The sequence below is a fragment of the Pantoea sp. Pa-EAmG genome, from assembly GCF_030024295.1.
In the GTDB taxonomy this organism is placed as follows: domain Bacteria; phylum Pseudomonadota; class Gammaproteobacteria; order Enterobacterales; family Enterobacteriaceae; genus Pantoea; species Pantoea dispersa.
This window is the reverse complement of record NZ_JASEWO010000013.1, coordinates 13,146-37,502: the sequence shown is the minus strand read 5'-3', so window position 1 is coordinate 37,502 and position 24,357 is coordinate 13,146. Positions and strand designations below refer to the sequence as shown.

The window sequence follows — 24,357 nt, the reverse complement described above, 5'->3', positions numbered from 1 at the left end:
TTTCAGGCGCTTAGAGTTCGCTCTGTTTATGGAAGCCGTCTTTCACTACGGTGCTTTCGATGTTGTCTTTGTTGACCGGAATCGGCTTCAGCAGGCGCGACGGCACCTCTTTCAGGCCATTATTCAGCTTGCTGTTGCTGGCGGGCGTTTTGCCATCGCCCAGTTCCACTGCAATTTTTGCCGCTTCGGTGGCAAGTTCGGTGATGGGTTTGTACACCGTCATGGTTTGCGTGCCGTTCATGATGCGTTTGATGGCGGCGAGATCGGCGTCCTGACCGGAAATGGCGACTTTGCCCGCCAGTCCCTGCGCGCTCAGCGCCTGAATGGCCCCACCGGCGGTGGCATCGTTGGAGGCAACGACGGCATCAATGTGGTTGCTGTTAGCGGTCAGCGCGTTTTCCATGATTTTCAGCGCATTCTCTGGCAGCCAGGCATCAACCCACTGATCGCCCACCACTTTAATGCTGCCGTTATCGATGTAAGGTTTTAACACTTTCATCTGGCCGGCACGGAAAAGACGCGCGTTATTATCCACCGGCGATCCGCCCATCAAAAAGTAGTTCCCTTTAGGTACCTGTTTAACCAGACTTTCGGCCTGCAGTTCGCCGACCTTTTCATTATCAAACGAGATATAAAAATCGATATCAGCATTATTAATCATGCGGTCATAAGCGAGGACTTTAATGCCTTCGCGTTTCGCTTCGGCCACCACATTACTCAATACCTGACCGTTATAAGGAATGATGACCAGCACATCGACACCGCGGTTGATCATATTTTCAATCTGCGAGATTTGCGTCTCTTCATTGCCGTTGGCCGACTGGACAAATACTTTGGCCCCAGACTTTTCCGCCTGGCTGACAAAAATGTCCCGGTCTTTCTGCCAGCGTTCCAGACGTAAATCATCGATCGCCATACCGATTTTCACTTCTTTCGCCAGCCCAGCGTGGCTGAACAGGGCCAGTGCAGCGCTGAGGGCTAACAGCGTGTGTCTCATTTTCATCATGGTCATCCTGTAGGTTGAGGCTATTGTCGTTGTAAGGCTATGAACCAAGCGGATGAATTGTTGCCTTGCGTTTCAGATAACATCAATTACTGATTTTTATCCTGCTATTACGTTTTTTTGTTTATTTGTGATTCTTTGAGCGCGATCGAAATTTTACGCGGCCATCTGTTAAATCTTGCAGCGGCGCTGCGCGCCGGCACGCGATGTAATTAAATACATGGATTTGCGAGCTGCCGCACAAATAATAATTATCTTAAGTTCAGTGTGAAATATCGTAATTGAGCTGAACGCTTACGCCTCCGCAAAATAACGCTTCACTGCTGACCATTCGGGTCTGATGCTAAGGAGCACAACATGCACGCTTATTTCGACCAGCTTGAGCGCGTTGGTTATGAAGGGGCCAATACCACTAACGCACTGGCGTTTCGTCATTACAATCCGCAGGAAGTGATTCTGGGTAAAACCATGGCGGAACACCTGCGTTTTGCCGCCTGTTACTGGCACACGTTCTGCTGGAACGGGGCGGATATGTTCGGCGTGGGGGCCTTTGATCGCCCGTGGCAGAAAAATGGCGATGCGCTGCAGCTGGCGAAGCTCAAAGCGGATGTCGCGTTCGAGTTCTTTTACAAACTCAACGTGCCTTATTACTGCTTCCATGATGTCGATGTGTCACCGGAAGGTGATTCGCTGCGCAGCTACCAGGAAAACCTGGCGGTAATGACCGATAAACTGCTGGAAAAACAGCAGGAAACCGGCGTCAGATTGCTGTGGGGCACCGCGAACTGCTTTACGCATCCCCGCTATGCGGCCGGCGCGGCGACCAGCCCGGATCCGGAAATTTTCGCCTGGGCAGCCAGCCAGGTGTGCAGCGCGATGCAGGCGACGCAGACGCTGGGCGGTGAAAACTATGTGCTGTGGGGCGGACGCGAAGGATACGAGACGCTGCTGAATACCGATTTGCGGCAGGAGCGCGAGCAGATCGGGCGCTTCATGCAGATGGTGGTGGAGCACAAGCATAAAATCGGTTTCCAGGGGATGCTGCTGATTGAGCCGAAGCCGCAGGAGCCGACTAAACATCAGTATGACTTTGATGTCGCGACGGTCTACGGTTTCCTCCGCCAGTTTGGCCTGGAAAAAGAGATCAAAGTGAATGTGGAAGCCAACCATGCCACGCTGGCGGGTCACTCTTTCCATCATGAAATTGCGACGGCGATTGCGCTGGGCATCTTCGGTTCGGTCGATGCCAACCGCGGTGACAGCCAGTGCGGCTGGGATACTGACCAGTTCCCGAACAGCGTCGAAGAAAACGCGCTGGTGATATACGAAATCCTTAAAGCGGGCGGGTTCACCACCGGCGGCTTAAACTTTGATGCCAAAGTACGGCGCCAGAGCACCGACAAATACGATCTGTTTTATGGCCACATCGGCGCGATGGATACCATGGCGCTGGCACTGAAAGTGGCGGCACGTATGGTGAGCGATGGCGAGCTGGATAAGCGCGTGGCGCAGCGCTATAGCGGCTGGAATGGTGAGTTCGGCCAGCAAATTCTGAAAGGAGAGTTTTCTCTTGCCTCGCTGGCGGCGCATGCTCAGCAGCAGCAACTCAATCCGCAGCATCGCAGCGGACGCCAGGAGCAGCTGGAAAATCTGGTGAATCACTATCTGTATAATTTCTAACCCATCGGGAGCGAAGCATGGTTATCGGGATCGATTTAGGCACCTCCGGCGTTAAAGTGGCGCTGCTGGATGCGCACGGCCAGGTTCAGGCAACGGCCAGCGCGCCGCTGCAGGTGACGCGTCCGCAGCCGCTATGGAGCGAACAGGATCCCGAAAGCTGGTGGCAGGCCACCGATAGTGCCATGCAGGCGCTGGCGCAGCAGCACGATTTACGCCACGTCAGCGCCATCGGCTTTAGCGGTCAGATGCACGGCGCGACGCTGCTGGACGCCGCGCATCAGGTGCTGCGTCCGGCGATATTGTGGAACGATGGGCGCAGCAGCGCGCAGTGTCACGAGCTGGAGCAGCGCGTGCCATCGTCACGTCAGATTACCGGCAACCTGATGATGCCGGGTTTTACCGCGCCCAAATTGTTGTGGGTACAGCAGCATGAACCGGCGATATTTGCGCAGGTAGCAAAAGTGCTGCTGCCGAAAGATTATCTGCGCTGGCGGATGAGCGGCGATTTCGCCACCGATATGTCAGATGCGGCGGGAACGATGTGGCTGGATGTGGCACAGCGCGACTGGAGCGATGCAATGCTGGCGGCGTGCGGGCTGAACCGCAGCCACATGCCGCAGCTGTTTGAGGGCAACCAGATTACCGGCACGCTGCTGCCGGAAATTGCGGCACGCTGGGGGATGGAGCCGGTGCCGCTGATGGCCGGCGGCGGCGACAATGCGGCTGGCGCCGTGGGCGTTGGCATGGTTGAGCCAGGGCAGGGCATGCTGTCGCTCGGCACCTCCGGCGTCTATTTTCTGGTGAGCGAAGGCTATCTCAGCAATCCGCAACGCGCCGTGCACAGTTTCTGTCATGCGCTGCCGCAGCGCTGGCATCTGATGTCAGTGATGCTGAGTGCCGCCGCCTGTCTGGACTGGGCCGCTGCACTGACCGGCTGCGATGATGTGCCGCACCTGCTGGCCGAAGCTGAACGCGCCAGCGCGCAGGCCACGCCGGTGTGGTTTTTGCCTTATCTTTCCGGCGAGCGCACGCCGCACAATAATCCGCAGGCACAGGGAGCTTTCTTTGGCCTGACGCACCAGCACGGCCGGCCGGAACTGGCGCGCGCGGTGCTGGAAGGCGTGGGTTTTGCACTGGCGGAAGGCATGGATGCGGTGCATGAGTGTGGCGTACTGCCCAACACGGTGATGCTGATTGGCGGCGGTGCGCGCAGCGCGTACTGGCGGCAGATGCTGGCGGACATCAGCGGACTGACGCTGGATTATTGTCACGGCGGCGAGGTGGGGCCGGCGCTCGGTGCCGCGCGCCTGGCGCAGCTGGCGGTGGACCCGGCCAGCGAATGGCCGGCACCGGCGTTAGTGCAGCGCCATCAGCCGGACGCCGCGCAGCATCAGGCTTATCAGCCGCGCCGTGCGCGCTTTGCGCAGCTATACCAGCAGCTGTTACCACTGATGTCCTGATTTGGCTGACGCATGGCCGGATGAGGTCGCAAGGCGTCAACAGAGTCGGGTATGATGGGAAGAATCAATGAAGATACGTGGCCGGATTTGGCTGCGCATCTTCGCCCATCGTTACCCTTCATCGCCTGAGGAACCCACCATGCCGCAGCCCGTCTATTTTCTTGTCCTGCCGGGCGTCATGGCGCTCGACCTCACCGGGCCGGCAGAAACGCTGCAGCTGGCGGGCGGACATTTTGCGCTGCACTACATCGGCCCGCAGGCGAGCGTCACCTGCTCGACCGGCATGACCATTGCTGATATTGCACCGCTGCCCGCCACGCTACCTGATAACAGTCTGCTGATTGTGCCCGGCGTGTTCGATTCCCGCATCTGGTTCGATACCGGGGCTGCCGGGCAGGCGCGCGACTGGCTGCGCCAGCAACGCAGCGCGATTCATACGCGGCGCATTACCCTCGTGTGTATTTGCTCCGGCGCGCTGCTCTCCGCGCAGGCTGGTCTGCTGGATGGCGTACAGTGCACCACGCACCATGATGTGTTGCCGCGCCTGAAAGCCGCCGCGCCGGCTGCGCTGGTGAAAGACAACCGTGTGTTTGTGGAAGATGCCGGCATCTGGACCAGCGCGGGGATTACTGCGGGTATCGATCTGGCGCTGCACCTGATCAACCGTCTGTGCGGCGCGCGGCAGGCGCTGACGGTGGCGCGGGAGATGGTGGTGTGGTTCCGCCGCTCGGGTGACGATCCGCAACTGTCGCCATGGCTGCGTTATCGTAATCATCTGCATCCGGCGATTCATCGCGCGCAGGACGCGATGATTGCACATCCGGAACATGACTGGTCGCTGGGCGCGTTGGCCGAACGCGCCCACGTCAGCGAGCGCCATCTGACGCGCCTGTTTCGCCAGCATCTGGGTATCAGCGTGCGGGAATATCACGAGCAGCTGCGGCTGGTGATTGCGCGCCAGCGCCAGCAGCAGGGGGAAGCGGCGGAGAAAGCGGCGCTGGCCGCCGGCTTCTCCTCGGCACGCCAGCTGCGCCGCGCCCGGCAGCGCTGGGACGATCAGCTCACCAGATGATGCTTGTCCACGCGTTTCAGCAGCATCGCCAGCAGCAGACTGCCCAGCAGGGTTACGCCAAAGACCCACGGCAGATCGAGCCACGGCCGTGACATATCGTCGTAATGATGGGTACGCAGATAGTGAATGAACAGCGCATGGAAACCATAAATCGGCAGCGAATAGCGTGAAATGGTCGCCAGCAGCGGCAGCGGCCGGTGGTTCAGCACATTTTTAAACAGCACCAGCAGGCTTATCGCCGCGATAAACACCAGTGGGCCACAGTAAAGATACCAGGTGTCATTAAACGCGCCGTTAATCTTCAGCATCTGTCTGGTGCCAAGTGCGATACCGATGACGCAGGTGATAAAACTCAGCCCGGCCAGCCAGCTGATGCCGCGCCTGTCGGTATCCATCACGCCAATTGCCCGTCCAAGCAGCGCGTACAGCAGGTAGTAAATCGAGTCGCCGCTGACATACAGATTGACCGGCAGCCAGTGGAACGGCCCCAGCGACTGGCTGACGGTGTTCGGATTGGCGATCACCGCGAGGATCAGCACCAGCAGCGCCACATAGCGCGGCGGCACGTTTTTCACCTGAATCAGCGGAGACAGCAGGTAGATGCCGATAATGGCGAAGAAGAACCACAGATGGTAGAACACCGGCTTCTGCAATAGCTTCAGCAGCGATCGGCCTTCACTGATTGGCGTCAGCCAGGTGATGTAGGCCAGCGCGACGGCGCTGTAGAACAGCAGGCACAGCACAATGCGCAGCAGATGGCGGCCCTGCGCGCTGCGTTCGCCAAAGAACAGATAACCGGAAATCATGAAGAACAGCGGCACGCAGACGCGCGAAGCCGAGTTAAGCAGATTGGCGACGTCCCAGCTGGGTCCGGTGACTGCCATCGGTCCGGTGATGTACCAGGTGGTGGTGTGAATGACGATCACCATCAGACAGGCGACCGCGCGTAAGTTATCAATCCAGCAGATTTTTTGCGACATGGCTTCCTCGTGCGTACTCCGTGCGAAGAAGGGTAGCCAGTGCACAGCGGGCCAACAACCCCCGCAGCCTGGATTTCGGAGCTCTCTGTTAACCGCCGCACAACCGCACCCGCCTGCGCCAGGATTTCCGGCTGCACAATGCGCGGTCAAAGGGTATACTGTCGCACTCTTTTTAAATCCACCCGTATCGCGTGCGAATTCAACATGCAAAAGTTTGATACCAAGACCTTTCAGGGCCTGATCCTGACCTTGCAGGATTACTGGGCGCGTCAGGGCTGCACCATCGTCCAACCGCTGGACATGGAAGTGGGCGCTGGCACTTCTCACCCTATGACTTGCCTGCGTGCTCTCGGGCCAGAGCCGATGGCGAGCGCCTACGTGCAGCCATCGCGTCGTCCCACCGATGGCCGCTACGGTGAAAACCCGAACCGTTTACAGCACTACTACCAGTTCCAGGTGGTGATTAAGCCGAACCCGGACAACCTTCAGGAGCTGTACCTCGGATCGCTGAAAGAGCTCGGTATTGACCCTGGCGTGCATGACATTCGCTTCGTCGAAGATAACTGGGAAAACCCAACGCTGGGCGCCTGGGGACTCGGCTGGGAAGTGTGGCTGAACGGCATGGAAGTCACGCAGTTCACCTACTTCCAGCAGGTCGGCGGCCTGGAGTGTAAGCCGGTGACCGGCGAGATCACCTACGGTCTGGAGCGCCTGGCGATGTACATCCAGGGCGTGGACAGCGTGTACGATCTCACCTGGAGCGACGGCGCGTTCGGCAAAACCACTTACGGTGACGTGTTCCACCAGAACGAAGTGGAGCAGTCGACCTACAACTTTGAGTACGCCGACGTCGATTTCCTGTTCAGCTGCTTCGAGCAGTATGAAAAAGAGGCACAGCAGCTGCTGGCGCTGGAAAAACCGCTGCCGCTGCCGGCCTATGAGCGCATTCTCAAAGCCGCGCACAGCTTCAACCTGCTTGATGCGCGCAAAGCGATCTCGGTCACCGAGCGCCAGCGCTATATCCTGCGTATTCGCACCCTGACGAAAGCCGTGGCGGAAGCCTATTATGCCTCCCGCGAGGCACTCGGCTTCCCTATGTGCAACCGTAATAAGTAAGAGGCAGCCATGACCGATAAAACTTTCCTGGTGGAAATTGGCACCGAAGAGTTGCCTCCGAAAGCCCTGCGCAGCCTGGCAGAAGCCTTTGCTGCGCACTTTACCGCTGAGCTCGATAGCGCCGGTCTGGCGCATGGCGACGTCAACTGGTTTGCGGCACCGCGTCGTCTGGCGCTGAAGGTGGCACAGCTGGCGGCCGCGCAGCCCGATCGCGAAGTAGAAAAGCGCGGCCCGGCCGTCGCTGCGGCGTTTGATGCCGAAGGCAAGCCGACTAAAGCGGCAGAAGGCTGGGCACGTGGCAACGGCATCACCGTAGAGCAGGCTGAGCGTCTCAGCACTGACAAAGGCGAGTGGCTGGTGCATCGTGCTGCGGTAAAAGGCGAAAGCGCGCAGGTGCTGCTGCCGGCGATGGTCGCGACCGCGCTGAGCAAGCTGCCGATTCCAAAACTGATGCGCTGGGGCGCCAGCGACGTGCAGTTCGTGCGTCCGGTGCACACCGTGACCCTGCTGCTGGGTGATGAGCTGATTCCGGCCACCATCCTCGGTATTCAGTCCGATCGCGTTATTCGCGGCCACCGCTTCATGGGCGAGCCGGAGTTGACGCTGGACAATGCCGATCAATATCCGCAGCTGCTGCAGGAGCGCGGTAAAGTGATCGCCGATTACGCCACGCGTAAAGCCAAAATCAAAGCCGATGCCGAAGCCGCCGCGCAGCAGCTGGGCGGTAAAGCCGACCTGAGCGACAGCCTGCTGGAAGAGGTGGCTTCGCTGGTGGAGTGGCCGGTGGTGCTGACGGCGAAGTTTGAAGAGAAGTTCCTCGCGGTACCGGCTGAAGCGCTGGTGTACACCATGAAAGGGGATCAGAAGTACTTCCCGGTTTACGCGGAAGATGGCCAGCTGCTGCCCAACTTCATCTTCGTCACCAACATTGAATCGCGCGATCCGCAGCAGATCATTGCCGGTAATGAAAAAGTGGTGCGTCCGCGTCTGGCCGATGCCGAGTTCTTCTTCAACACCGACCGTAAAAAGCGTCTGGAAGATAACCTGCCGCGTCTGGAAACCGTGCTGTTCCAGAAAGAGCTGGGTACGCTGCGTGACAAAACCGACCGTATTCAGGCGCTGGCCGGCTGGATTGCCGCGCAGATTGGCGCTGATGTCAATCACGCCACGCGCGCTGGCCTGCTGTCGAAGTGCGACCTGATGACCAATATGGTGTTCGAGTTCACCGACACCCAGGGTGTGATGGGCATGCACTACGCGCGCCACGATGGCGAAGCGGAAGATGTGGCGGTCGCACTTAACGAGCAGTACCAGCCGCGTTTCGCCGGTGACGATCTGCCGTCCAGCCCGGTGGCCTGCGCCGTGGCGATTGCCGATAAAATGGATACCCTGGCTGGTATCTTCGGCATCGGACAGCATCCGAAAGGCGATAAAGACCCGTTTGCGCTGCGTCGTGCCGCGCTGGGCGTGCTGCGTATCATCGTTGAGAAGAACCTGCCGCTCGATCTGCAAACCCTGACGGAAGAAGCGGTGCGCCTGTACGGCAGCAAGCTGAGCAACGCCAACGTGGTTGATGATGTCATCGACTTCATGCTGGGCCGTTTCCGCGCCTGGTATCAGGAAGAGGGCCACAGCGTTGACACCATTCAGGCGGTGCTGGCGCGTCGTCCAACCCGTCCGGCCGATTTCGATGCACGTATGAAGGCGGTTTCGCACTTCCGTACGCTGGAAGCGGCCTCGGCGCTGGCGGCGGCTAACAAGCGCGTGTCGAATATCCTGGCGAAAGCCACCGAAACCCTGAACGACAGCGTGCAGGCGTCCCTGCTGAAAGAGAACGCTGAAATTCAGCTGGCGACCTTTGTCACCGCGCTGGGCGACAAGCTGCAGCCGTACTTTGCGGAAGGCCGCTATCAGGATGCTCTGGTGGAGCTGGCGCAGTTGCGCGAAGCGGTGGATAACTTCTTCGACAACGTCATGGTGAATGCCGATGACGAAGCGGTGCGTATCAATCGCCTGACGCTGCTGGCGCAACTGCGCGAGCTGTTCCTGCAGGTGGCGGACATTTCGCTGCTGCAGTAAGCGATGGGCAGATGTGAACCGAAGGGACGAGCAATCGTCCCTTTTTTTGTTTCAGGCGGCAGAAGGGATGAACAGGCGCGCGTCGCGCAGCAGGTGATCGTTACCGCGACGGCGGGTGAAGCCGCTGCGGTCAAAGAATTCCAGAATCTGCACCGCGACTTTGCGGCCGGTACCCAGCTGGTTGCGGAAGTCAGCGGCGCTGGTGCTGCCTCCGGCGGCCGCGCGCTGACGAATCAGATCGGCGAAGATCTGGATCTGCGCGCTGCGGTAGTAGCGATCGCGCACGATCGCCGTGATATGGCCAAGACGCGCCGCGGTGAGCAATAAACCGCGAATCTGCTCTTCATCCTGCTGCAGCGCATCGGCAATATCGCGCACCCACAGTGGCTGGTCGCTGAATAGCGGCTCGACCTGCTGCCACAGCGTGGCTTCCTGTGGATTAAAGCGCGGCGCGAAGTCGGGCAGGTGCAGCCAGCCCTGTTTCTGCCGCAGCTCGCCATGTGCCAGCATCTGATCGATTAATCCCGGCACCAGCGGTGCCGGCGCATGCGGCAGCGCCACACGGCGCAGGCGATCGTGGCCGATGCCCGGCAACTCCGGGTGCTGCTGGTGGAAGGCGCTCAGCGCTTCCCGTAAACGCTGCTGCCAGGCGCTGGCCATGGTGTCGCTCATCAGGCTGGTCCCCAGCCGCACCGGATTCAGCGGCGGCAGCAGCGCGTCCAGCGCCGGCGCAGTGAGCTGGCGCGCCCAGCCGAGCTCGTCATACGCGGCCGGTTGATACGCCAGATGCGCCTGCAGGCTGGCGCTGTCATCCCGCGCCGCGGCCAGTTGCTGTAGCCACTGCAGGTAGTCCGGCTGGCGTTTACCGCGCTTTTTGCTGTCGCACAGCAGTACGCGTCCGCCGCCCAGCGTGTGCTGCGCATTGCTGTCGCGAATAATTATCCGATCGTTTTCCGCCAGCCACAGCGGCTGGCTGAGCACCAGTTCAGCCACATCGTCCGTGAGCTGGGTTAAGCGGCCGGTGACGTGGCTGGCCGCGTGATGCAGATGCACCGGCTGTGAGGCCGTTTTCAGCGGTTGCAGCAGGCGCAGTGCAACGATCAGCCGCTGCGTGCCGGCGGGACGTGGCTGCGCCAGCAGCCAGTCGCCGCGCGTAATCTGTGCTTTCTCTACGTCACCGACGATATTCAGCGCGATGCGCTCGCCCGCCTGGGCGCGCGTCACTGGCTGGTTCTGCGCATGCAGCGCCCGCACGCGCAGCGGCAGGTTCAGGCTGCTGAGCCACAGCGTGTCGCCCACCCTGACTTCACCGCTCAGCGCGGTGCCGGTGACCACCAGCCCGGTGCCTTTCAGCGTGAAAGCGCGGTCGATGGCGAGGCGGAAACGGCGACCAGGCTCAAACGCCGGTGCGTTCAGGCTGCTGAGGTGCTGGCGCAGCGTTTCAATGCCCTGCAGCGTATGGCTGCTGGTAACGAACTGCGCTGCCGCTGACCAGCCGAGCTGCTGCGTGAGCTGCGCGACCTGCTGCTGTACCTCCGCGATGCGTGCGGCGTCAACGCGGTCGGCTTTGGTCAGCGCCACGCTCAGCGGCGGCTGTCCGGCGAGGCTCAGCAGTTGTAAGTGCTCACGCGTCTGCGGCATCACGCCATCGTCACAGGCCACCACCAGCAGCGCATGATGAATGCCGCCGATGCCGGCCAGCATGTTGGCGAGAAATTTTTCATGGCCAGGCACATCAATGAAGCCCAGGGTGCGGCCATCGGGCTGCGGCCAGTAGGCATATCCGAGATCGATGGTCATGCCGCGCCGTTTCTCTTCCGGCAGGCGATCGGCATCAACACCGGTCAGGGCCTGCAACAGCGCGGTTTTACCGTGATCGACATGTCCGGCCGTGGCAATAATCATGGTACTAAGGTCCGTATCAGGGCGGCTTCGTCATCAAGGCAGCGTAAATCCAGCCACAGTTTGCCCTCCTGCAGGCGGCCAATCACCGGGCGTGCCAGCTGGCGCCAGCGTTGCGCCAGGGCGTTGAGCTGGCTGCCGTGACCGTCGCGTGGCGTGAAGGTGATAGCAAAGCTGGGCAGACGTTCGACCGGCAGCGAACCGCTGCCAATTTGCGAGGAACAGGCGGCGATCGCCAGCGAAAAATCGGCGCTGAAGGCGTGCTCCAGCGCCGGCATCAGACGTTCAGCCTGTTGCAGAATATCGTGCGCGCTGCGCGTCAGCAGGCGCAGTGTCGGCAGCGCCTCGTGCAGGGTTTCCGGCTGACGGTAGAGCTGCAGCGTCGCTTCCAGCGCCGCCAGCGTCATTTTATCGACGCGCAGTGCGCGCTTCAGCGGATGCTGTTGCAGCTGGTCAATCAGCGCTTTTTTGCCGACGATAATCCCGGCCTGCGGGCCACCCAGCAGTTTGTCACCGGAGAAGCTCACCAGGCTCACGCCGGCCGCAATCAGCTGCTGCGGCATCGGTTCAGGCGGCAATCCGTACGCCGTCATATCCACCAGCGAACCGCTGCCGAGATCGCTGATCACCGGCAGGCCGTGCGCGTCGCCTAACTGCACCAGCTCGGCTTCAGGCACGGCATGGGTAAAGCCCTGAATCTGGTAATTACTGGTATGTACCTTCATCAGCAGGCCGCTATCCCCGCCGATGGCGCCGCGATAATCCTTCAGATGGGTGCGATTGGTGGTGCCGACCTCCACCAATCGGCAGCCTGCCTGGCGCATCACGTCGGGAATGCGGAACGCGCCACCGATCTCCACCAGTTCGCCGCGCGACATAATCACGTCGCGGCCCGCTGCCAGGCTGGCCAGCATCAGCAGCACCGCCGCGGCGTTGTTATTGACGATACAGGCAGCTTCGGCGCCGGTTAGCTCGCACAGCAGTGCGCTGACCGCGCGATCGCGATGGCCGCGCGCCGCGTCGTCCAGCGCATACTCCAGCGTTACCGGCTGGCGCAAACAGGCGCTGACCGCCGCGATTGCGCGATCGCTGAGCTGCGCGCGCCCGAGGTTGGTGTGCAGCACGGTGCCGGTCAGGTTAAACACCGGGCGCAGCGCGCTTTGCTGCTGCTGCTGTGCGCGGCGCAGCGCTTCATCCGGCCAGCTGGCGTGCCAGTGCGGTAACGATTGATGTTGCTGAATGTGGTCGCGCGCCTCCTGCTGCATGCCGCGCAGCTGACGCGTGATAAAGGCGGTACCGGATTGTGCCAGCAGCGGCTGCAGCGCCGGATCGCGCAGCAGGCTGTCGATGGCAGGGAGCTGACTGTAGAGGGCTTTCATCACATCACTTAGTGGGTGGGCGGAACCGTACGGGCAAAGCTTTCCCGCTCGAACAGCGTTTCTGCCAGTTTAACCAGCGCCGGGCGATTGACGCACCAGTTGGGCAGCACGCGGCGAAAATTGAGATAGCCCAGGGTGCAGCCGGTGGCGATATCGGCGAGGTTGAGCGTGCCGCTGTTGAGCAACTCGCCCTGCGCGGCGGCGGTTTCCAGAGCGTCGAGGCCGCGCGCGATTTTCTCGCGATTACGCAGCAGCACCTCTTCCGATTGCCGATCACCGGGACGCATCTGTTCGCGCACGATCATCACCGCCGCATCATTGATGCCGTCGGCCAGCTTCTCCAGCTGGCGGATCTGCAGGGCGCGCAGTGCGTCGTCGGGCAGCAGGGCAGGCGCATCGCCACGCAATTCAATCACCTGAGCAATGATCGAGGAGTCAAACCAGGTCAGCTGCTGGTCATCAATGAAGGCCGGCACTTTACCCAGCGGATTGTACTGCGGGACGTGGCTGTCAGGCTCCCACGGAGAGTGGTTGACGAATTCAAACACCAGGCCCTTTTCCAGCAGGATCACTGAGATTTTGCGCACAAACGGGCTGGTATAGCTGCCAATCAGTTTCATCGAAGTCTCCGTGTGAATGATCAATTCAGGCAACAGGGATGACGCAGGTGAATAAACCTGGTCGCCATGAATGGCGACCCTACCTTGTCCGGCGTCCAATCATGCGCACATGGCATCAATCCCCGGGAAACATAAACGGATTCAGGCTGCTGCGCGCGAATCCTTCCTGCTCCATGCGGGCATCCAGCACCAGCGAGGCGAGATCGTCGGCCACCGGTTCCAGCGCCGGATCTTTCTCCTGGTATAGCATCTTCAGGTAGGTACCGCAGTCGCCGCAGCTTTCGGCTTTCACGGCGGCCTGCTCGCTGTCCAGCGACCAGTAATGCAGATCGCGCGTTTGCTCGCAGTTCGAGCACTTGCTGCGCACCACGTACCACTCGCTTTCGCACAGGTTACAGTGCAGATAGCGCAGACCCTGCTGGCCAACGTCCATGTGCACCACGCTGGCGACCGGCACACTGGCGCACACCGGGCAGAACTGACGGTGTTCGCCATATTCGGCCCGCGCTTTGCCGGGGATCATTGCTGCCATCTGCGCCCAGTAAATTGACAGCGCCGCCCAGATGAACGGGGCTTTATCACTGCTGACCTGGGCGAATTCGCCCTCCAGCAGCGCGCTGGCAAGGGTTTCCAGCTCGGTGGACGAGGCCTTCTCCAGATTCTCCAGTACCGCCAGCGCCTGGCCGCTCATCTCTGGCTTCAGCTCGGCGATCAGCGAATGCAGCAGCCGCTGCCAGTGCACATCGCGCGGGTAAGTGTGGATATCCAGCGGCGGTTTGTCCTGCTGCGCGCTCTCTGCCAGCCGCTGATGCAGATCGATCTGCAGCGGATGGTCATACAGCACGATTTCCTGGGCCTGCGCGATCACCGCGGCAAAACGCAGGTAGTCGCCCAGCGGATTTTTCGCCGCCAGATCACGCAACCGCGCCGCACGGCGGCTGTAGAGATTTTTCAGCCGGGGGAAAAGTAACGGCGGAACTTGCTCCGCCGTGTTCTTTTCGCTCTTCTCCAGCTGCTCCTGCGGGATGATGCGAATACTCATCAGGGACGTTTTTCCTGTTGTGTTTGGCGTTGGCGCTGCTCGCGATACCAGCGTGGGTGATGTTTCTTCGCCCACGCGGCCGGTACCCAGCCCTCAACCATGGCGGTAATGGTGCCTTTCACCCACAGGGCGGCATAAATATGCACCATAATCGTCATGATCAGTGCCACAGCCGAGACCGAATGCACCACCAGCGCGGCGCGAATCAGCGGAATGGTGAAGTACCCGGCGAACCAGGGGCGCCAGATGACAATTCCGCTCGCCAGCAGCAAGACTAAGCTGATGATAGCAGCCCAGAACACACACTTCTGCCCGAAGTTGTATTTCCCGGTATCGCCCACTTCTTCATTACGCACGATTTTGCGGATATTTTTCGCCCATACCAGATCGTCGCGCTGGATAAGATTGTGCTTCCAGTAGCGTAAGAACATGATAATAAAGGCTGCAAACATCACCACGCCAACGAACGGGTGCAGGATACGCGCCAGCTGTGGCGTGCCGAGCACGTGCATCAGCCAGTTAAACGACGGGAAAAAGAAACCCAGTCCGCTGAGCGCGGCAAACACAAAACAGAACGCGACAATCCAGTGATTGATGCGTTCCGGCGCGCTGTAGCGCACCAGACGATCGCGCTTTTTCATTATTCGCGCTCCTCTTTTTCATGCAGGTTTTCGTCGTCGTCCTCTTCCACCCGGTTCGGACCGACACCAACGTAGTGGAACACCGCGGCGGCGAAGGTGGCGGCAAAGCCGATAGCAGCCAGCGGTTTCCAGACGCCTTTCCAGAAGGTGACCGCCGGGCTGATGCTCGGGTTGGCCGGCAGGCCGTGATACAGCTGCGGTTTGTCGGCGTGGTGCAGCACGTACATGACGTGGGTGCCGCCGACGCCAGCCGGATCGTACAGCCCGGCGTTGGCATAGCCGCGCGTGTTCAGCTCGGCGACGCGATCGGCAGCCAGCTGCTGCATATCACTTTTGCTGCCGAAATGAATCGCCCCGGTCGGACAGGTTTTCACGCACGCCGGTTCCTGACCGACGTTAACGCGATCGACGCACAGCGTGCATTTATACACGCGGTTGTCGTCTTTATTCAGCCGCGGCACGTCAAACGGACAGCCGGCGATGCAGTAGCCGCAGCCAATGCACTGTTCCGACTGAAAATCGACGATCCCGTTCGCGTACTGAATAATCGCGCCTTCCGACGGGCAGGCTTTCAGACAGCCGGGATCGGCACAGTGCATGCAGCCATCCTTGCGGATCAGCCACTCCAGCTTGCCGTTCTCCTCGACTTCCGAGAAACGCATCACCGTCCAGGATTTGGCGGTCAAATCCGCCGGGTTGTCATACACCCCGACGTTGTGACCGACCTCATCGCGAATGTCATTCCACTCCGAACACGCCACCTGACAGGCTTTGCAGCCAATACAGGTGGTGACGTCGATCAGCTTGGCCACTTCCTGCTGATGATTACGCGCCTGCGGGGCAGGCGTGAAACCATTGGTGGCGGAGCGGCGGATAATGTCTTGCGATTGATAAGCCATCTTCGTTCTCCGTTACACCTTCTCGACGTTAACCAGGAACGCCTTAAACTCCGGCGTTTGCGTGTTGGCGTCACCGACAAATGGCGTCAGGGTGTTGGCGATAAAGCCTTTTTTCGCCACGCCCTGATAGCCCCAGTGAATCGGGATGCCAATGGTATCGACAGTTTTGCCATCGACGTTGAGCGGACGCAGGCGCTTGGTGACCACCGCTTTGGCTTTGATATAGCCGCGGTTGGAACTCACTTTCACCGTATCGCCCTGAGCGATGCCGAGCTTGTTTGCCAGCTTCTCGCCAATCTCCACAAACTGTTCCGGCTGCGCGATGGCGTTGAGCAACGCGTGTTTGGTCCAGTAGTGGAAATGCTCGGTCAGACGATACGTGGTGCCGACATACGGGAACTGCTCCGCTTTGCCCATCGCCGCCAGATCGTCTTTGAACACGCGCGCGGCCGGGTTGGAGACCACGTCAGGATGCAGCGGATTGGTGCCGAGCGGCGTTTCAAACGGCTCGTAGTGCTCCGGGAACGGTCCTTCTGCCATTTTGTCGATGGCGAACAGGCGGCCCATGCCTTCCGGCTGCATGATAAACGGCCCGACGTTACTGCCCGGCGCGGCCGTGCTGTAGTCCGGAATATCCATACCGCCCCACTTGCTGCCATCCCATTTGAGGATCTGGCGTTTCGGATCCCACGGGTTGCCCTGCGGGTCGGCGGAGGCGCGGTTATACAGGATGCGGCGGTTCAGCGGCCACGCCCAGCTCCAGTTCAGCGTATTACCCAGCCCGCTCGGATCGGTGTTATCGCGGCGCGCCATCTGGTTACCGTCCGGTGTCCAGCTACCGGCGAAAATCCAGCAGCCGCTGCTGGTGCTGCCGTCATCTTTCAGATGAGCAAAGGTGCTGAGCTGCTGGCCTTTTTTCACCAGCAGCGTGCCTTTGTCATCGTAGATGTCCGCCAGCGCTTTGCCGTTGCTCTCCATCGCCACCTCTTCCGAGGCCGGATTGTCGGGCGTCAGGTAGTTCCAGGTCATGTTCAGTACCGGCTCTGGCTGTGCACCGCCTTCGCGCGCATACATCTCACGCAGGCGCAGATAGATACCGGAGAGAATTTCACCGTCGTTGAGCGCTTCGCCCGGCGCATCCTGACCTTTCCAGTGCCACTGCAGCCAGCGGCCGGAGTTGACGATTGAGCCGTTCTCCTCGGCAAAGCAGGTTGACGGCAGACGGAACACTTCGGTCTGAATCTGCGCCGGATCGACATCGTTAAACTCGCCGTGATTTTGCCAGAAGGTCGAGGTTTCGGTGTTGAGCGGGTCGATGGTGACGAGGAACTTCAGCTTCGACAGCGAATCGATCACTTTGCGCTTGTTCGGGAACGACGCCACCGGGTTAAAGCCCTGGCACAGATAGCCGTTGACCTTGCCCTGCGACATCATCTCGAAGTACTGCAGCACGTCGTAGCCTTTGTCCCACTTCGGCAGCCAGTCAAAGCCCCAGCTGTTCTCCGCCTGCGCTTTATCGCCAAAGAAGGCTTTCATCATGCTGACGAAGAATTTCGGGTAGTTGCCCCAGTAATTCACCTGGCCCGGCAGCGTCGGCTTCGGCGTGTTCGCCGCCAGATAGCTGGTGAGATCGGTCTGTTTTTCCGACGGCAGCGTCATATAGCCCGGCAGGCTTTGCGACAGCAGGCCGAGATCGGTCAGACCCTGAATATTGGAGTGTCCGCGCAGCGCATTGACGCCGCCGCCGGCCATCCCCATATTGCCCAGCAGCAGCTGAATCATCGCCATGGTGCGAATGTTCTGCGCCCCGACCGAGTGCTGTGTCCAGCCCAGTGCATACAGGAACGAGGTGGTGCGGTCGCGCGCGCTGGTTTCACCAATCAGCTCACAGACGTGCAGGAAATCCGCTTTTGGCGTGCCGCAGATGCGCTCGACCATTTCCGGCGTATAACGGCTGACGTGCTGCTTCAGCAGATTCCAGACGCAGCGCGGATGGTTCAGGCTGTCATCGCGTTTGGCAAAGCCGTCGTCGCCCAGCTCGTAGTTCCAGCTGGTTTTGTCATATTTGCGATTGGCTTCGTCGTAGCCGCTAAACAGGCCGTCGTCGAAATGGTAATCCTCCCGCACGATCAGGCTGGCATTGGTGTACGCCTGCACATATTCATGCTGGATTTTGTCATTCTGCAGCAGCCACAGCAGCACACCCGACAGGAAGGCAATGTCGGTGCCGGGGCGGATAGGCGTGTAAAAGTCTGCCACCGATGCCGTGCGCGTGAAGCGCGGATCGATAACAATCAGTTTGGCTTTGTTGTGAATTTTGGCTTCCATCGCCCAGCGGAAACCGACCGGATGCGCCTCAGCAGCGTTTCCGCCCATCACCACAACCAGATTGGCATTACGGATGTCGACCCAGTGGTTGGTCATCGCACCGCGACCAAATGTTGGAGCAAGACTTGCTACCGTTGGTCCGTGTCAGACGCGTGCCTGGTTGTCGACCGCCAGCATACCGAGCGATCGGGTAAATTTTTGCGTTAAGTAGCCGGTTTCGTTGCTGGAGGCCGAAGCGCACAGCATGCCGGTGGAGAGCCAGCGGTTTACCGTCACGCCGGCGGCGTTCTGCGCGATAAAGTTGGCGTCGCGATCGGCTTTCATCAGCTGCGCGATGCGCGTAAAGGCGTCATCCCAGCTGATGCGCTGCCATTTGTCGGAGCCTGGCGCACGGTATTCCGGATATTTCAGACGGCTGTCGCTGTGGACAAAATCAAGCAGGCCCGCGCCTTTCGGACAGAGCGCGCCGCGGCTCACCGGATGGTCCGGATCCCCTTCGATGTGGAAAATGGTCTCTTTGGCGTTCTTTGCGCCATCGCCGAGGCTGTACATTAACAGGCCACAGCCGACTGAGCAGTAAGTGCAGGTATTACGGGTTTCGCGGGCACGCAGCAACTTATACTGCCGTGTTTCCGCCAGCGCGGCTTCCGGCGTAAAGCCGAGCAGTGCTGCCGTGGTTCCTGCCATACCGCCAGCGCAGATCTTGAAGAATTTTCTTCGGCTGACGTTCATGGGTAATCCTTGAGTCGACATTGCTGTAATAATTTTTTTGCGCTGGATGGAGCCGGGGTTCAGAATGGCTCCACGCAGGATTGCGTCAAAAGCGACCTGATATTACCACTACTTTAATGTGGTTGTTATGCGAGACGAGAGAAGTGAAAGCGAAACAGCAAAAAAGTAACCAGAATGTGAATGAGATCGCAGGACTGAGCCAGACCACCGTATGGCAGCGCCACGCGATTACTGAAGCGGAAAGCGACTGGCTGGCGCAGGAAGTGCCGGTGGCGCTGGTCTACAACGGTATTTCACACGTGGTGATGATGGCGACGCCGGATAATCTGCAGGCTTTTGCGCTCGGTTTTTCGCTCTCTGAAGGCATTATTGAGCAACCCGGCGAGATCTATGGCATGGATGTGGTGCCGGGCTGCAATGGGTTCGAAGTGCAGATCGAACTCTCCAGCCGGCGTTTTATGGCGCTGAAGGCGCAGCGTCGCGCCATGGCGGGCCGCACCGGTTGCGGTGTATGCGGGGTGGAGCAGCTGGATCAAATCGGCAAGCCGGTGCAGCCGCTGCCGTTTACGCAGACCTTCGATCTGGCCTGCCTCGATAACGGGCTGGCACAGCTGCGCGATTTCCAGCCCATCGGCAATCTGACCGGTTGTACGCACGCCGCCGCGTGGATGTCGCCGCAGGGCGAACTGCAGGGCGGCTGCGAAGACGTGGGTCGCCACGTGGCGCTGGATAAGCTGCTGGGTCAGCGCAGCCAGCAGCACTGGCAGCAGGGCGCGGTGCTGGTTTCCAGCCGCGCCAGCTATGAGATGGTGCAAAAATCTGCCATGTGCGGCGTAGAGATCCTGTTTGCCGTCTCGGCCGCCACCCAGCTGGCGGTTGAAGTGGCCGAGCGCTGTAACCTGACGCTGGTCGGTTTTTCTAAACCGGGACGCGCCACGGTGTACAGCCATCCGCAGCGTCTGATCAACGGTTGATGAGCGATACATGCCGGGAATCTCACCGTTCGCGGCATGCGGCGTACCGGGAGGTGTCAGGCAATCTTTTATTACGCTGCGCTTTTTCTGGTTAGCCTGCTAAATAATATGCATGCAATAGTTTTTAATGTGACATTCTTTTCGATAGGAATGAAGAAGTTGATGCGCTATCATTAACGTCTCAATTAATAATAATATATTCATTATGGCTTTAATTAAAAAGCTGCGGCAGCTGAATCGCAGGCGTAATTATTTAAAGAAAGAGATTAAATATTCTCTTGATCTTTATTTTGCAGCAAGGAAATGGAAAAAGACTTCAAGCCAAAAACCGAATAGACAGGATATCAAATCCATTCTGCTGGTTCGCAATGAAGGTAAAATCGGCGATGCCATCGTTTCTACGTGTTTTCTCAGAGCGCTGTTTGAAGCCGGGTATCGTGTAGATATTCTGGCGGTAAAGGAGAATGAGAGCCTTTTCCGACACAACCCGTATATTCACAACATCTATCTCTCGGAGAGTTTCAGCGATTGTCATCAGCGCGATAAATATGACACCGCCATCGGGAATGAGGTCGTTACCCTTCTGAGAGACAATGCTTACGATTTATTGATCGATACGGCTATCTGGCAAACCGCGCTGTATATGCCCAAAATGATTGCCGATATCAATCCTAAAATGACGCTGGGTTTCAACAAGCCTGGCTGGCTTAAACCTTACGATATCAACATTCAGTTCGATCACCTTAATAACCACGTTAAAAATATCTATCGTGCGGTTCTTGACTATCTTCAGGTTGAGACGGTTGATGGGCTGAATTATGAAATATTTTATCCTGAGCGCATTGATGCCGAAATTCACCAGTCCGGCATGTTTTCCGCTGATGAGCACAATATTTTAATCAATATTTATGCCAGTCATGCCGATCGTGACCTCTCTGAGCAGCAGCTGAATGAGCTAATCGGGGCGATTGTCAGGCACAATGCGGCCACCAATATCGTGGTGCTCGATCACAAAGGCGCGCTGGAACAGGCGTCGCTGCACCCCGCGAAGTTATACCGCGTTCCCTCGCTGTATCACGCTTTCGCTGCGGTTAAGAAAAGTGATTGCGTGATTACTCCCGATACCGCCGTGGTGCATATCTCGGCGGCTTATAACAAAGCCCTGGTTGGCATCTATCAGGACTCACTGAAAAATAATCAGCTGTGGTCGCCTGGCTACAGTAACGGCCATCAGATATTTTCCGATGAGTTTGTTTTTAAAAATGACGGACGGCTGGTTGAGAAAATAAGCCAAAAAATCCATACGCTGGTTCAGCCATAATCGATGAGGTCACTGTGCCGTCAGTACGGTGACCGTGCATCGGGCAGTTCCTTACACCACCTGCACCGCTAACGCCTGCTGCAGAGCGCTGAGCGCACCGGGCTTTGCCGCGCCGCCGTCGCAAATCAACAGATCGATATCGCCGACAGGGGCGTACTGGGTACGGCTGATCACGCCGAGTTTGCTGTGATCCGCCAGCAGCAGGGTGCGGCTGGCCTGCTGTACCATGGCGTGCGCGATGGCGGCTTCATGCGGATGGAAACTGCTGGCGCCGTTTCGTGCGTCGATGCCGACCGGTGACAGCAGCGCCACGTCGGCGCGATATCGATAAATTTCCCCCACCGTCATTTCTCCCCGCGTCTGCTGCGCGCCGGCCATCATCATGCCGCCCAGCAGCAGCACCTGGTTATTCAGGGTTTCATGCTCTTCGGCCGCGCTAAGCGCCAGTGCCGCCTGCAGACTGTTGGTGATGATGGTCAGGCCGGACATGGTGCGCAGCTCTTCAGCCAGCAGCGTGGTGGTGGTGCCGGCATCGAGGAACAGCGTCTGGCCGGGCTGCAGATGTTGTACCGCCGCGGCGGCAATCGCGCGTTTCTCTCTGGCCTGTGCGTTACGGCGCACCTGCAGCGGTGGCTCCGGCGGGCTCTCCAGCGCCACCAGACCGCCATGTACGCGGCGCGCCAGCCCCTGCGCCTCAAGCGAAATGATATCGCGCCGTGCCGTTTCCCGTGAAATGCCCAGCTCTTTGATGATGCGTTCAGTGCTGAGCTGATGTTGCGTGCTCAGCAGCGCGCGGATGCGATGTAAACGGGTTTCCTGCAGCATGACGTTTCCCTGTGGCAGAGCGAAGCTGGGCCTAAGCTTACCTGAGTGTCATCGTGGCGTCATGTGTATTTGGTTGTATTTGTGTATTTGGTTGCATTTTTCACTAAAGCAGGCATGATGTTCGCAGAGATCAGGCTGCAAACACCCCTTTCACCTTCGCAACGGGAGTTACCATGGTTACACGTTCCACCATCATGGATACCAACAGTTTTCGCGCCGAACACGCCGACGCGCTGGATCCGGCCACCCGCACTCTGACGGACAAGCGCAGCAAAGTGCTGGGCGAATCGTATCGTCTGTTTTATCGCAAGCCGGTGCATCTGGTGCGCGGCGAAGGGCAGTATTTGTGGGATGCGGCGGGTAACAAATATCTGGATGTGTATAACAATGTGGCGAGCATCGGCCACTGCCATCCGGCGGTCATTGAGGCGGTGAATCAGCAGATGAAGATGCTGAACACGCACACGCGTTATTTGCACGAGCGCATTCTTGATTACAGCGAAGCGTTGCTGGCGACCACGCCGGAAGCCATCGATCGCGCCATGTATATGTGTACCGGCTCAGAAGCCAACGATTTGGCGATTCGCGTGGCGCGCGCCTGGAGCGGCGGCACCGGCATTATTGTCTCGCAGGAGGCGTACCACGGTACCAGTGATTTGACCTCTGGCGCGTCACCGGCGCTGGGTAGCGGTCAGCCGCTGGCCGCGACCACCCGCCTGGTGCCACCACCGGATGCTTATCGTGTCGATGCGCCCGACCTCGGGGCATGGTTCGCCGATCAGATACAGCAGCAGATTGATGACATGAAAGCGCACGGCATTAAATTCGCCGGTTTCCTCGCCGACTCGATCTTCTCCTCCGACGGCGTGCTGCCTAATCCGCGCGGATTCCTGCAGCAAGCGGTGGATGTGGTGCATGCTAACGGCGGTATTTTTATCGCTGATGAAGTGCAGCCCGGCTTTGCCCGCACCGGCGATGCCTTCTGGGGCTTTGCCCGTCACGGCGTGGTGCCGGATGTGGTCACCACCGGTAAGCCGATGGGCAACGGTATTCCGGTTTCCGGCCTGCTGGCGAAAAGCGACGTGCTGGCCGCGTTCAGCGACGAGATCCCTTATTTCAATACTTTTGGCGGCAACCCGGTGGCGATGGCCGCTGCGCAGGCGGTGCTGACGGTGATTCAGGAAGAGGGGCTGCAGGAGCATAGCCGCGTGGTCGGCGCACAGCTGCTGGCGGAGCTGCAGAAGCTGATGGATCGCCATGACTGCATTGGTGATGTGCGCGGTGCCGGGCTGTTTATTGGGTTTGAGCTGGTGCAGGATCGCAGCAGTAAGACGCCGGACAAAGCGCTGGCGCTGGATTTGATCGAGAAACTGCGCGATCACCATGTGCTGACGTCGGTGGCCGGGCCGTACGGCAACGTGCTGAAACTGCGTCCGCCGCTGGCGTTCCAGAGCGGTGATATCGACTGGCTGGTGGGAGCACTGGATAAGTCGCTGACCGAGCTGGGGCGTTAATTATTCAGATTTCAGGTCGCCATGAATGGCAACCCGACTGCATAATGTGCCAGATGCGCGTTGATGCGCATCTGGCATATATTAAAAGGACATCACGCCGCGGCAGTTTCCTGGGCAAAAATCTGCTCCATCTTCTGCCACGCCTGTGCCACATCATCATCGAGATTGAACAGGCCGGAGGTGCCGACAATAAACACGTCGACGCCCGAGGCGGCAATCTGCTTAAAGGTGCGCGCATTGCACGACCCATCGATTTCGGTCAGATAGTGATAACCGTGCGTTTCCCGCATAGCGATCAGCTGGCGAATTTTGTTCAGCGTTTCCGGAATAAATTTCTGTCCGGCGAAACCGGGATCGACCGACATCACCGTCACTTTATCCAGCAGATGCGCATATTCACGAATGCTGTCGGCTGGCGTAGCCGGATTCAGCACCACGCCGCAGCGACGGCCAGCCTCTTTAATTTGCGTCAGCAGGCGAAAAATTTTGTTATTCGCCGTCTCCGGATGGAAACTGATAATATCCGCACCGGCATCAATGCACATCGGAATAATATCTTCCGGGTGGTTCACCATTAAATGCACATCAATCGGCACATCGGTAATTTTACGCAGGTTCTCAATAAAGAACGGCGACAGCGTAATATTCTTAACATAGCTGCCATCCATAATATCGACATGATAGAACGAGGCGCTGGCGTTCATCGCTTCGATCTGCTCGCGGAAGCGGGTCAAATCCATGCACATCAGGGACGGTGAAAAGCGGGCGTTCATGCTGATTTCCTCATTAC

General features: G+C 59.0%; 19 protein-coding genes. 8 read left to right on the top strand and 11 right to left on the bottom strand.

Annotated elements, in window-relative coordinates; genetic code table 11:
* Positions 1-10: 10 nt before the first annotated feature.
* Positions 11-1,003: a D-xylose ABC transporter substrate-binding protein gene (gene xylF / locus QMM04_RS03600; RefSeq protein WP_058758164.1), complete on the bottom strand. Its 993-nt coding sequence runs from the start codon at positions 1,001-1,003 to the stop codon at positions 11-13.
* Between the two features lie 357 nt (positions 1,004-1,360).
* On the opposite strand from xylF, the gene xylA reads away from it, so the two are divergent.
* From xylA to QMM04_RS03585, 3 genes are all read left to right on the top strand, one after another.
* A complete protein-coding gene (gene xylA / locus QMM04_RS03595) occupies positions 1,361-2,683 on the top strand; it encodes a xylose isomerase (RefSeq protein WP_282995653.1) in 1,323 nt (440 codons plus the stop codon).
* Positions 2,684-2,700: 17 nt separating this feature from the next.
* Positions 2,701-4,143 carry a xylulokinase gene (xylB, locus tag QMM04_RS03590; protein WP_282995652.1) on the top strand — a complete coding sequence of 481 codons (1,443 nt, stop codon included), beginning with the start codon at positions 2,701-2,703 and terminating at the stop codon, positions 4,141-4,143.
* A 139-nt stretch (positions 4,144-4,282) separates the two neighbouring features.
* Positions 4,283-5,215 carry a helix-turn-helix domain-containing protein gene (locus QMM04_RS03585; RefSeq protein ID WP_141496809.1) on the top strand — a complete coding sequence of 311 codons (933 nt, stop codon included), beginning with the start codon at positions 4,283-4,285 and terminating at the stop codon, positions 5,213-5,215.
* Here QMM04_RS03585 and QMM04_RS03580 read toward each other — a convergent pair.
* Positions 5,200-6,195, bottom strand: coding sequence for an acyltransferase (locus QMM04_RS03580; protein ID WP_282995651.1), 996 nt, complete (start codon positions 6,193-6,195; stop codon positions 5,200-5,202). The two genes, QMM04_RS03585 and QMM04_RS03580, sit on opposite strands and share 16 nt — an antisense overlap.
* A 204-nt stretch (positions 6,196-6,399) precedes the next feature.
* On the opposite strand from QMM04_RS03580, the gene glyQ reads away from it, so the two are divergent.
* Both glyQ and glyS read left to right on the top strand, forming a co-directional pair.
* Entirely contained in the window at positions 6,400-7,311 is a 912-nt protein-coding gene (gene glyQ / locus QMM04_RS03575; protein ID WP_021506863.1) for a glycine--tRNA ligase subunit alpha, read from the top strand.
* 9 nt (positions 7,312-7,320) lie between these two features.
* A complete protein-coding gene (gene glyS / locus QMM04_RS03570; RefSeq protein ID WP_282995650.1) occupies positions 7,321-9,390 on the top strand; it encodes a glycine--tRNA ligase subunit beta in 2,070 nt (689 codons plus the stop codon).
* 51 nt (positions 9,391-9,441) lie between these two features.
* Here the strand turns inward: glyS and selB are convergent, their stop codons facing one another.
* The 7 genes from selB to fdnG form a co-directional block, all read right to left on the bottom strand.
* Positions 9,442-11,295 (bottom strand): selenocysteine-specific translation elongation factor, encoded by a 1,854-nt coding sequence (selB, locus tag QMM04_RS03565; protein WP_282995649.1) that lies wholly within the window; start codon positions 11,293-11,295, stop codon positions 9,442-9,444.
* Positions 11,292-12,671 (bottom strand): L-seryl-tRNA(Sec) selenium transferase, encoded by a 1,380-nt coding sequence (selA, locus tag QMM04_RS03560; protein WP_058775588.1) that lies wholly within the window; start codon positions 12,669-12,671, stop codon positions 11,292-11,294. The genes selB and selA overlap by 4 nt, the downstream gene beginning before the upstream one ends.
* An 8-nt stretch (positions 12,672-12,679) precedes the next feature.
* A complete protein-coding gene (locus tag QMM04_RS03555; RefSeq protein ID WP_021506859.1) occupies positions 12,680-13,291 on the bottom strand; it encodes a glutathione S-transferase in 612 nt (203 codons plus the stop codon).
* A gap of 115 nt (positions 13,292-13,406) precedes the next feature.
* Positions 13,407-14,333 carry a formate dehydrogenase accessory protein FdhE gene (gene fdhE / locus QMM04_RS03550; protein ID WP_282995648.1) on the bottom strand — a complete coding sequence of 309 codons (927 nt, stop codon included), beginning with the start codon at positions 14,331-14,333 and terminating at the stop codon, positions 13,407-13,409.
* Positions 14,333-14,974: a formate dehydrogenase cytochrome b556 subunit gene (fdoI, locus tag QMM04_RS03545; RefSeq protein WP_031279592.1), complete on the bottom strand. Its 642-nt coding sequence runs from the start codon at positions 14,972-14,974 to the stop codon at positions 14,333-14,335. Before fdoI ends, fdhE begins: the two co-directional genes overlap by 1 nt.
* The gene (fdxH, locus tag QMM04_RS03540) at positions 14,974-15,873 is read right to left on the bottom strand and encodes a formate dehydrogenase subunit beta (protein ID WP_282995647.1); all 900 of its coding nucleotides are present in this window, start codon (positions 15,871-15,873) and stop codon (positions 14,974-14,976) included. The genes fdoI and fdxH overlap by 1 nt, the downstream gene beginning before the upstream one ends.
* A gap of 12 nt (positions 15,874-15,885) precedes the next feature.
* Positions 15,886-18,933: a formate dehydrogenase-N subunit alpha gene (fdnG, locus tag QMM04_RS03535; RefSeq protein WP_275027366.1), complete on the bottom strand. Its 3,048-nt coding sequence runs from the start codon at positions 18,931-18,933 to the stop codon at positions 15,886-15,888.
* 143 nt (positions 18,934-19,076) lie between these two features.
* On the opposite strand from fdnG, the gene fdhD reads away from it, so the two are divergent.
* Both fdhD and QMM04_RS03525 read left to right on the top strand, forming a co-directional pair.
* On the top strand, positions 19,077-19,907 hold the full coding sequence (gene fdhD, locus QMM04_RS03530) for a formate dehydrogenase accessory sulfurtransferase FdhD (protein WP_058758153.1): 831 nt from the start codon (positions 19,077-19,079) through the stop codon (positions 19,905-19,907).
* A gap of 205 nt (positions 19,908-20,112) precedes the next feature.
* On the top strand, positions 20,113-21,228 hold the full coding sequence (locus QMM04_RS03525) for a glycosyltransferase family 9 protein (RefSeq protein WP_282995646.1): 1,116 nt from the start codon (positions 20,113-20,115) through the stop codon (positions 21,226-21,228).
* 51 nt (positions 21,229-21,279) lie between these two features.
* On the opposite strand, the gene QMM04_RS03520 is transcribed toward QMM04_RS03525, so the two are convergent.
* Positions 21,280-22,053: a DeoR/GlpR family DNA-binding transcription regulator gene (locus QMM04_RS03520; RefSeq protein ID WP_088516188.1), complete on the bottom strand. Its 774-nt coding sequence runs from the start codon at positions 22,051-22,053 to the stop codon at positions 21,280-21,282.
* A gap of 173 nt (positions 22,054-22,226) precedes the next feature.
* Between QMM04_RS03520 and QMM04_RS03515 the strand changes: the two genes are divergently transcribed.
* Positions 22,227-23,567, top strand: a complete 1,341-nt coding sequence (locus tag QMM04_RS03515) for an aspartate aminotransferase family protein (RefSeq protein WP_058758150.1) — start codon at positions 22,227-22,229, stop codon at positions 23,565-23,567.
* A 92-nt stretch (positions 23,568-23,659) separates the two neighbouring features.
* On the opposite strand, the gene alsE is transcribed toward QMM04_RS03515, so the two are convergent.
* Complete coding sequence (gene alsE / locus QMM04_RS03510) at positions 23,660-24,340, bottom strand: D-allulose 6-phosphate 3-epimerase (RefSeq protein ID WP_021506849.1); 681 nt, start codon at positions 24,338-24,340, stop codon at positions 23,660-23,662.
* Between the last annotated feature and the right edge of the window lie 17 nt (positions 24,341-24,357).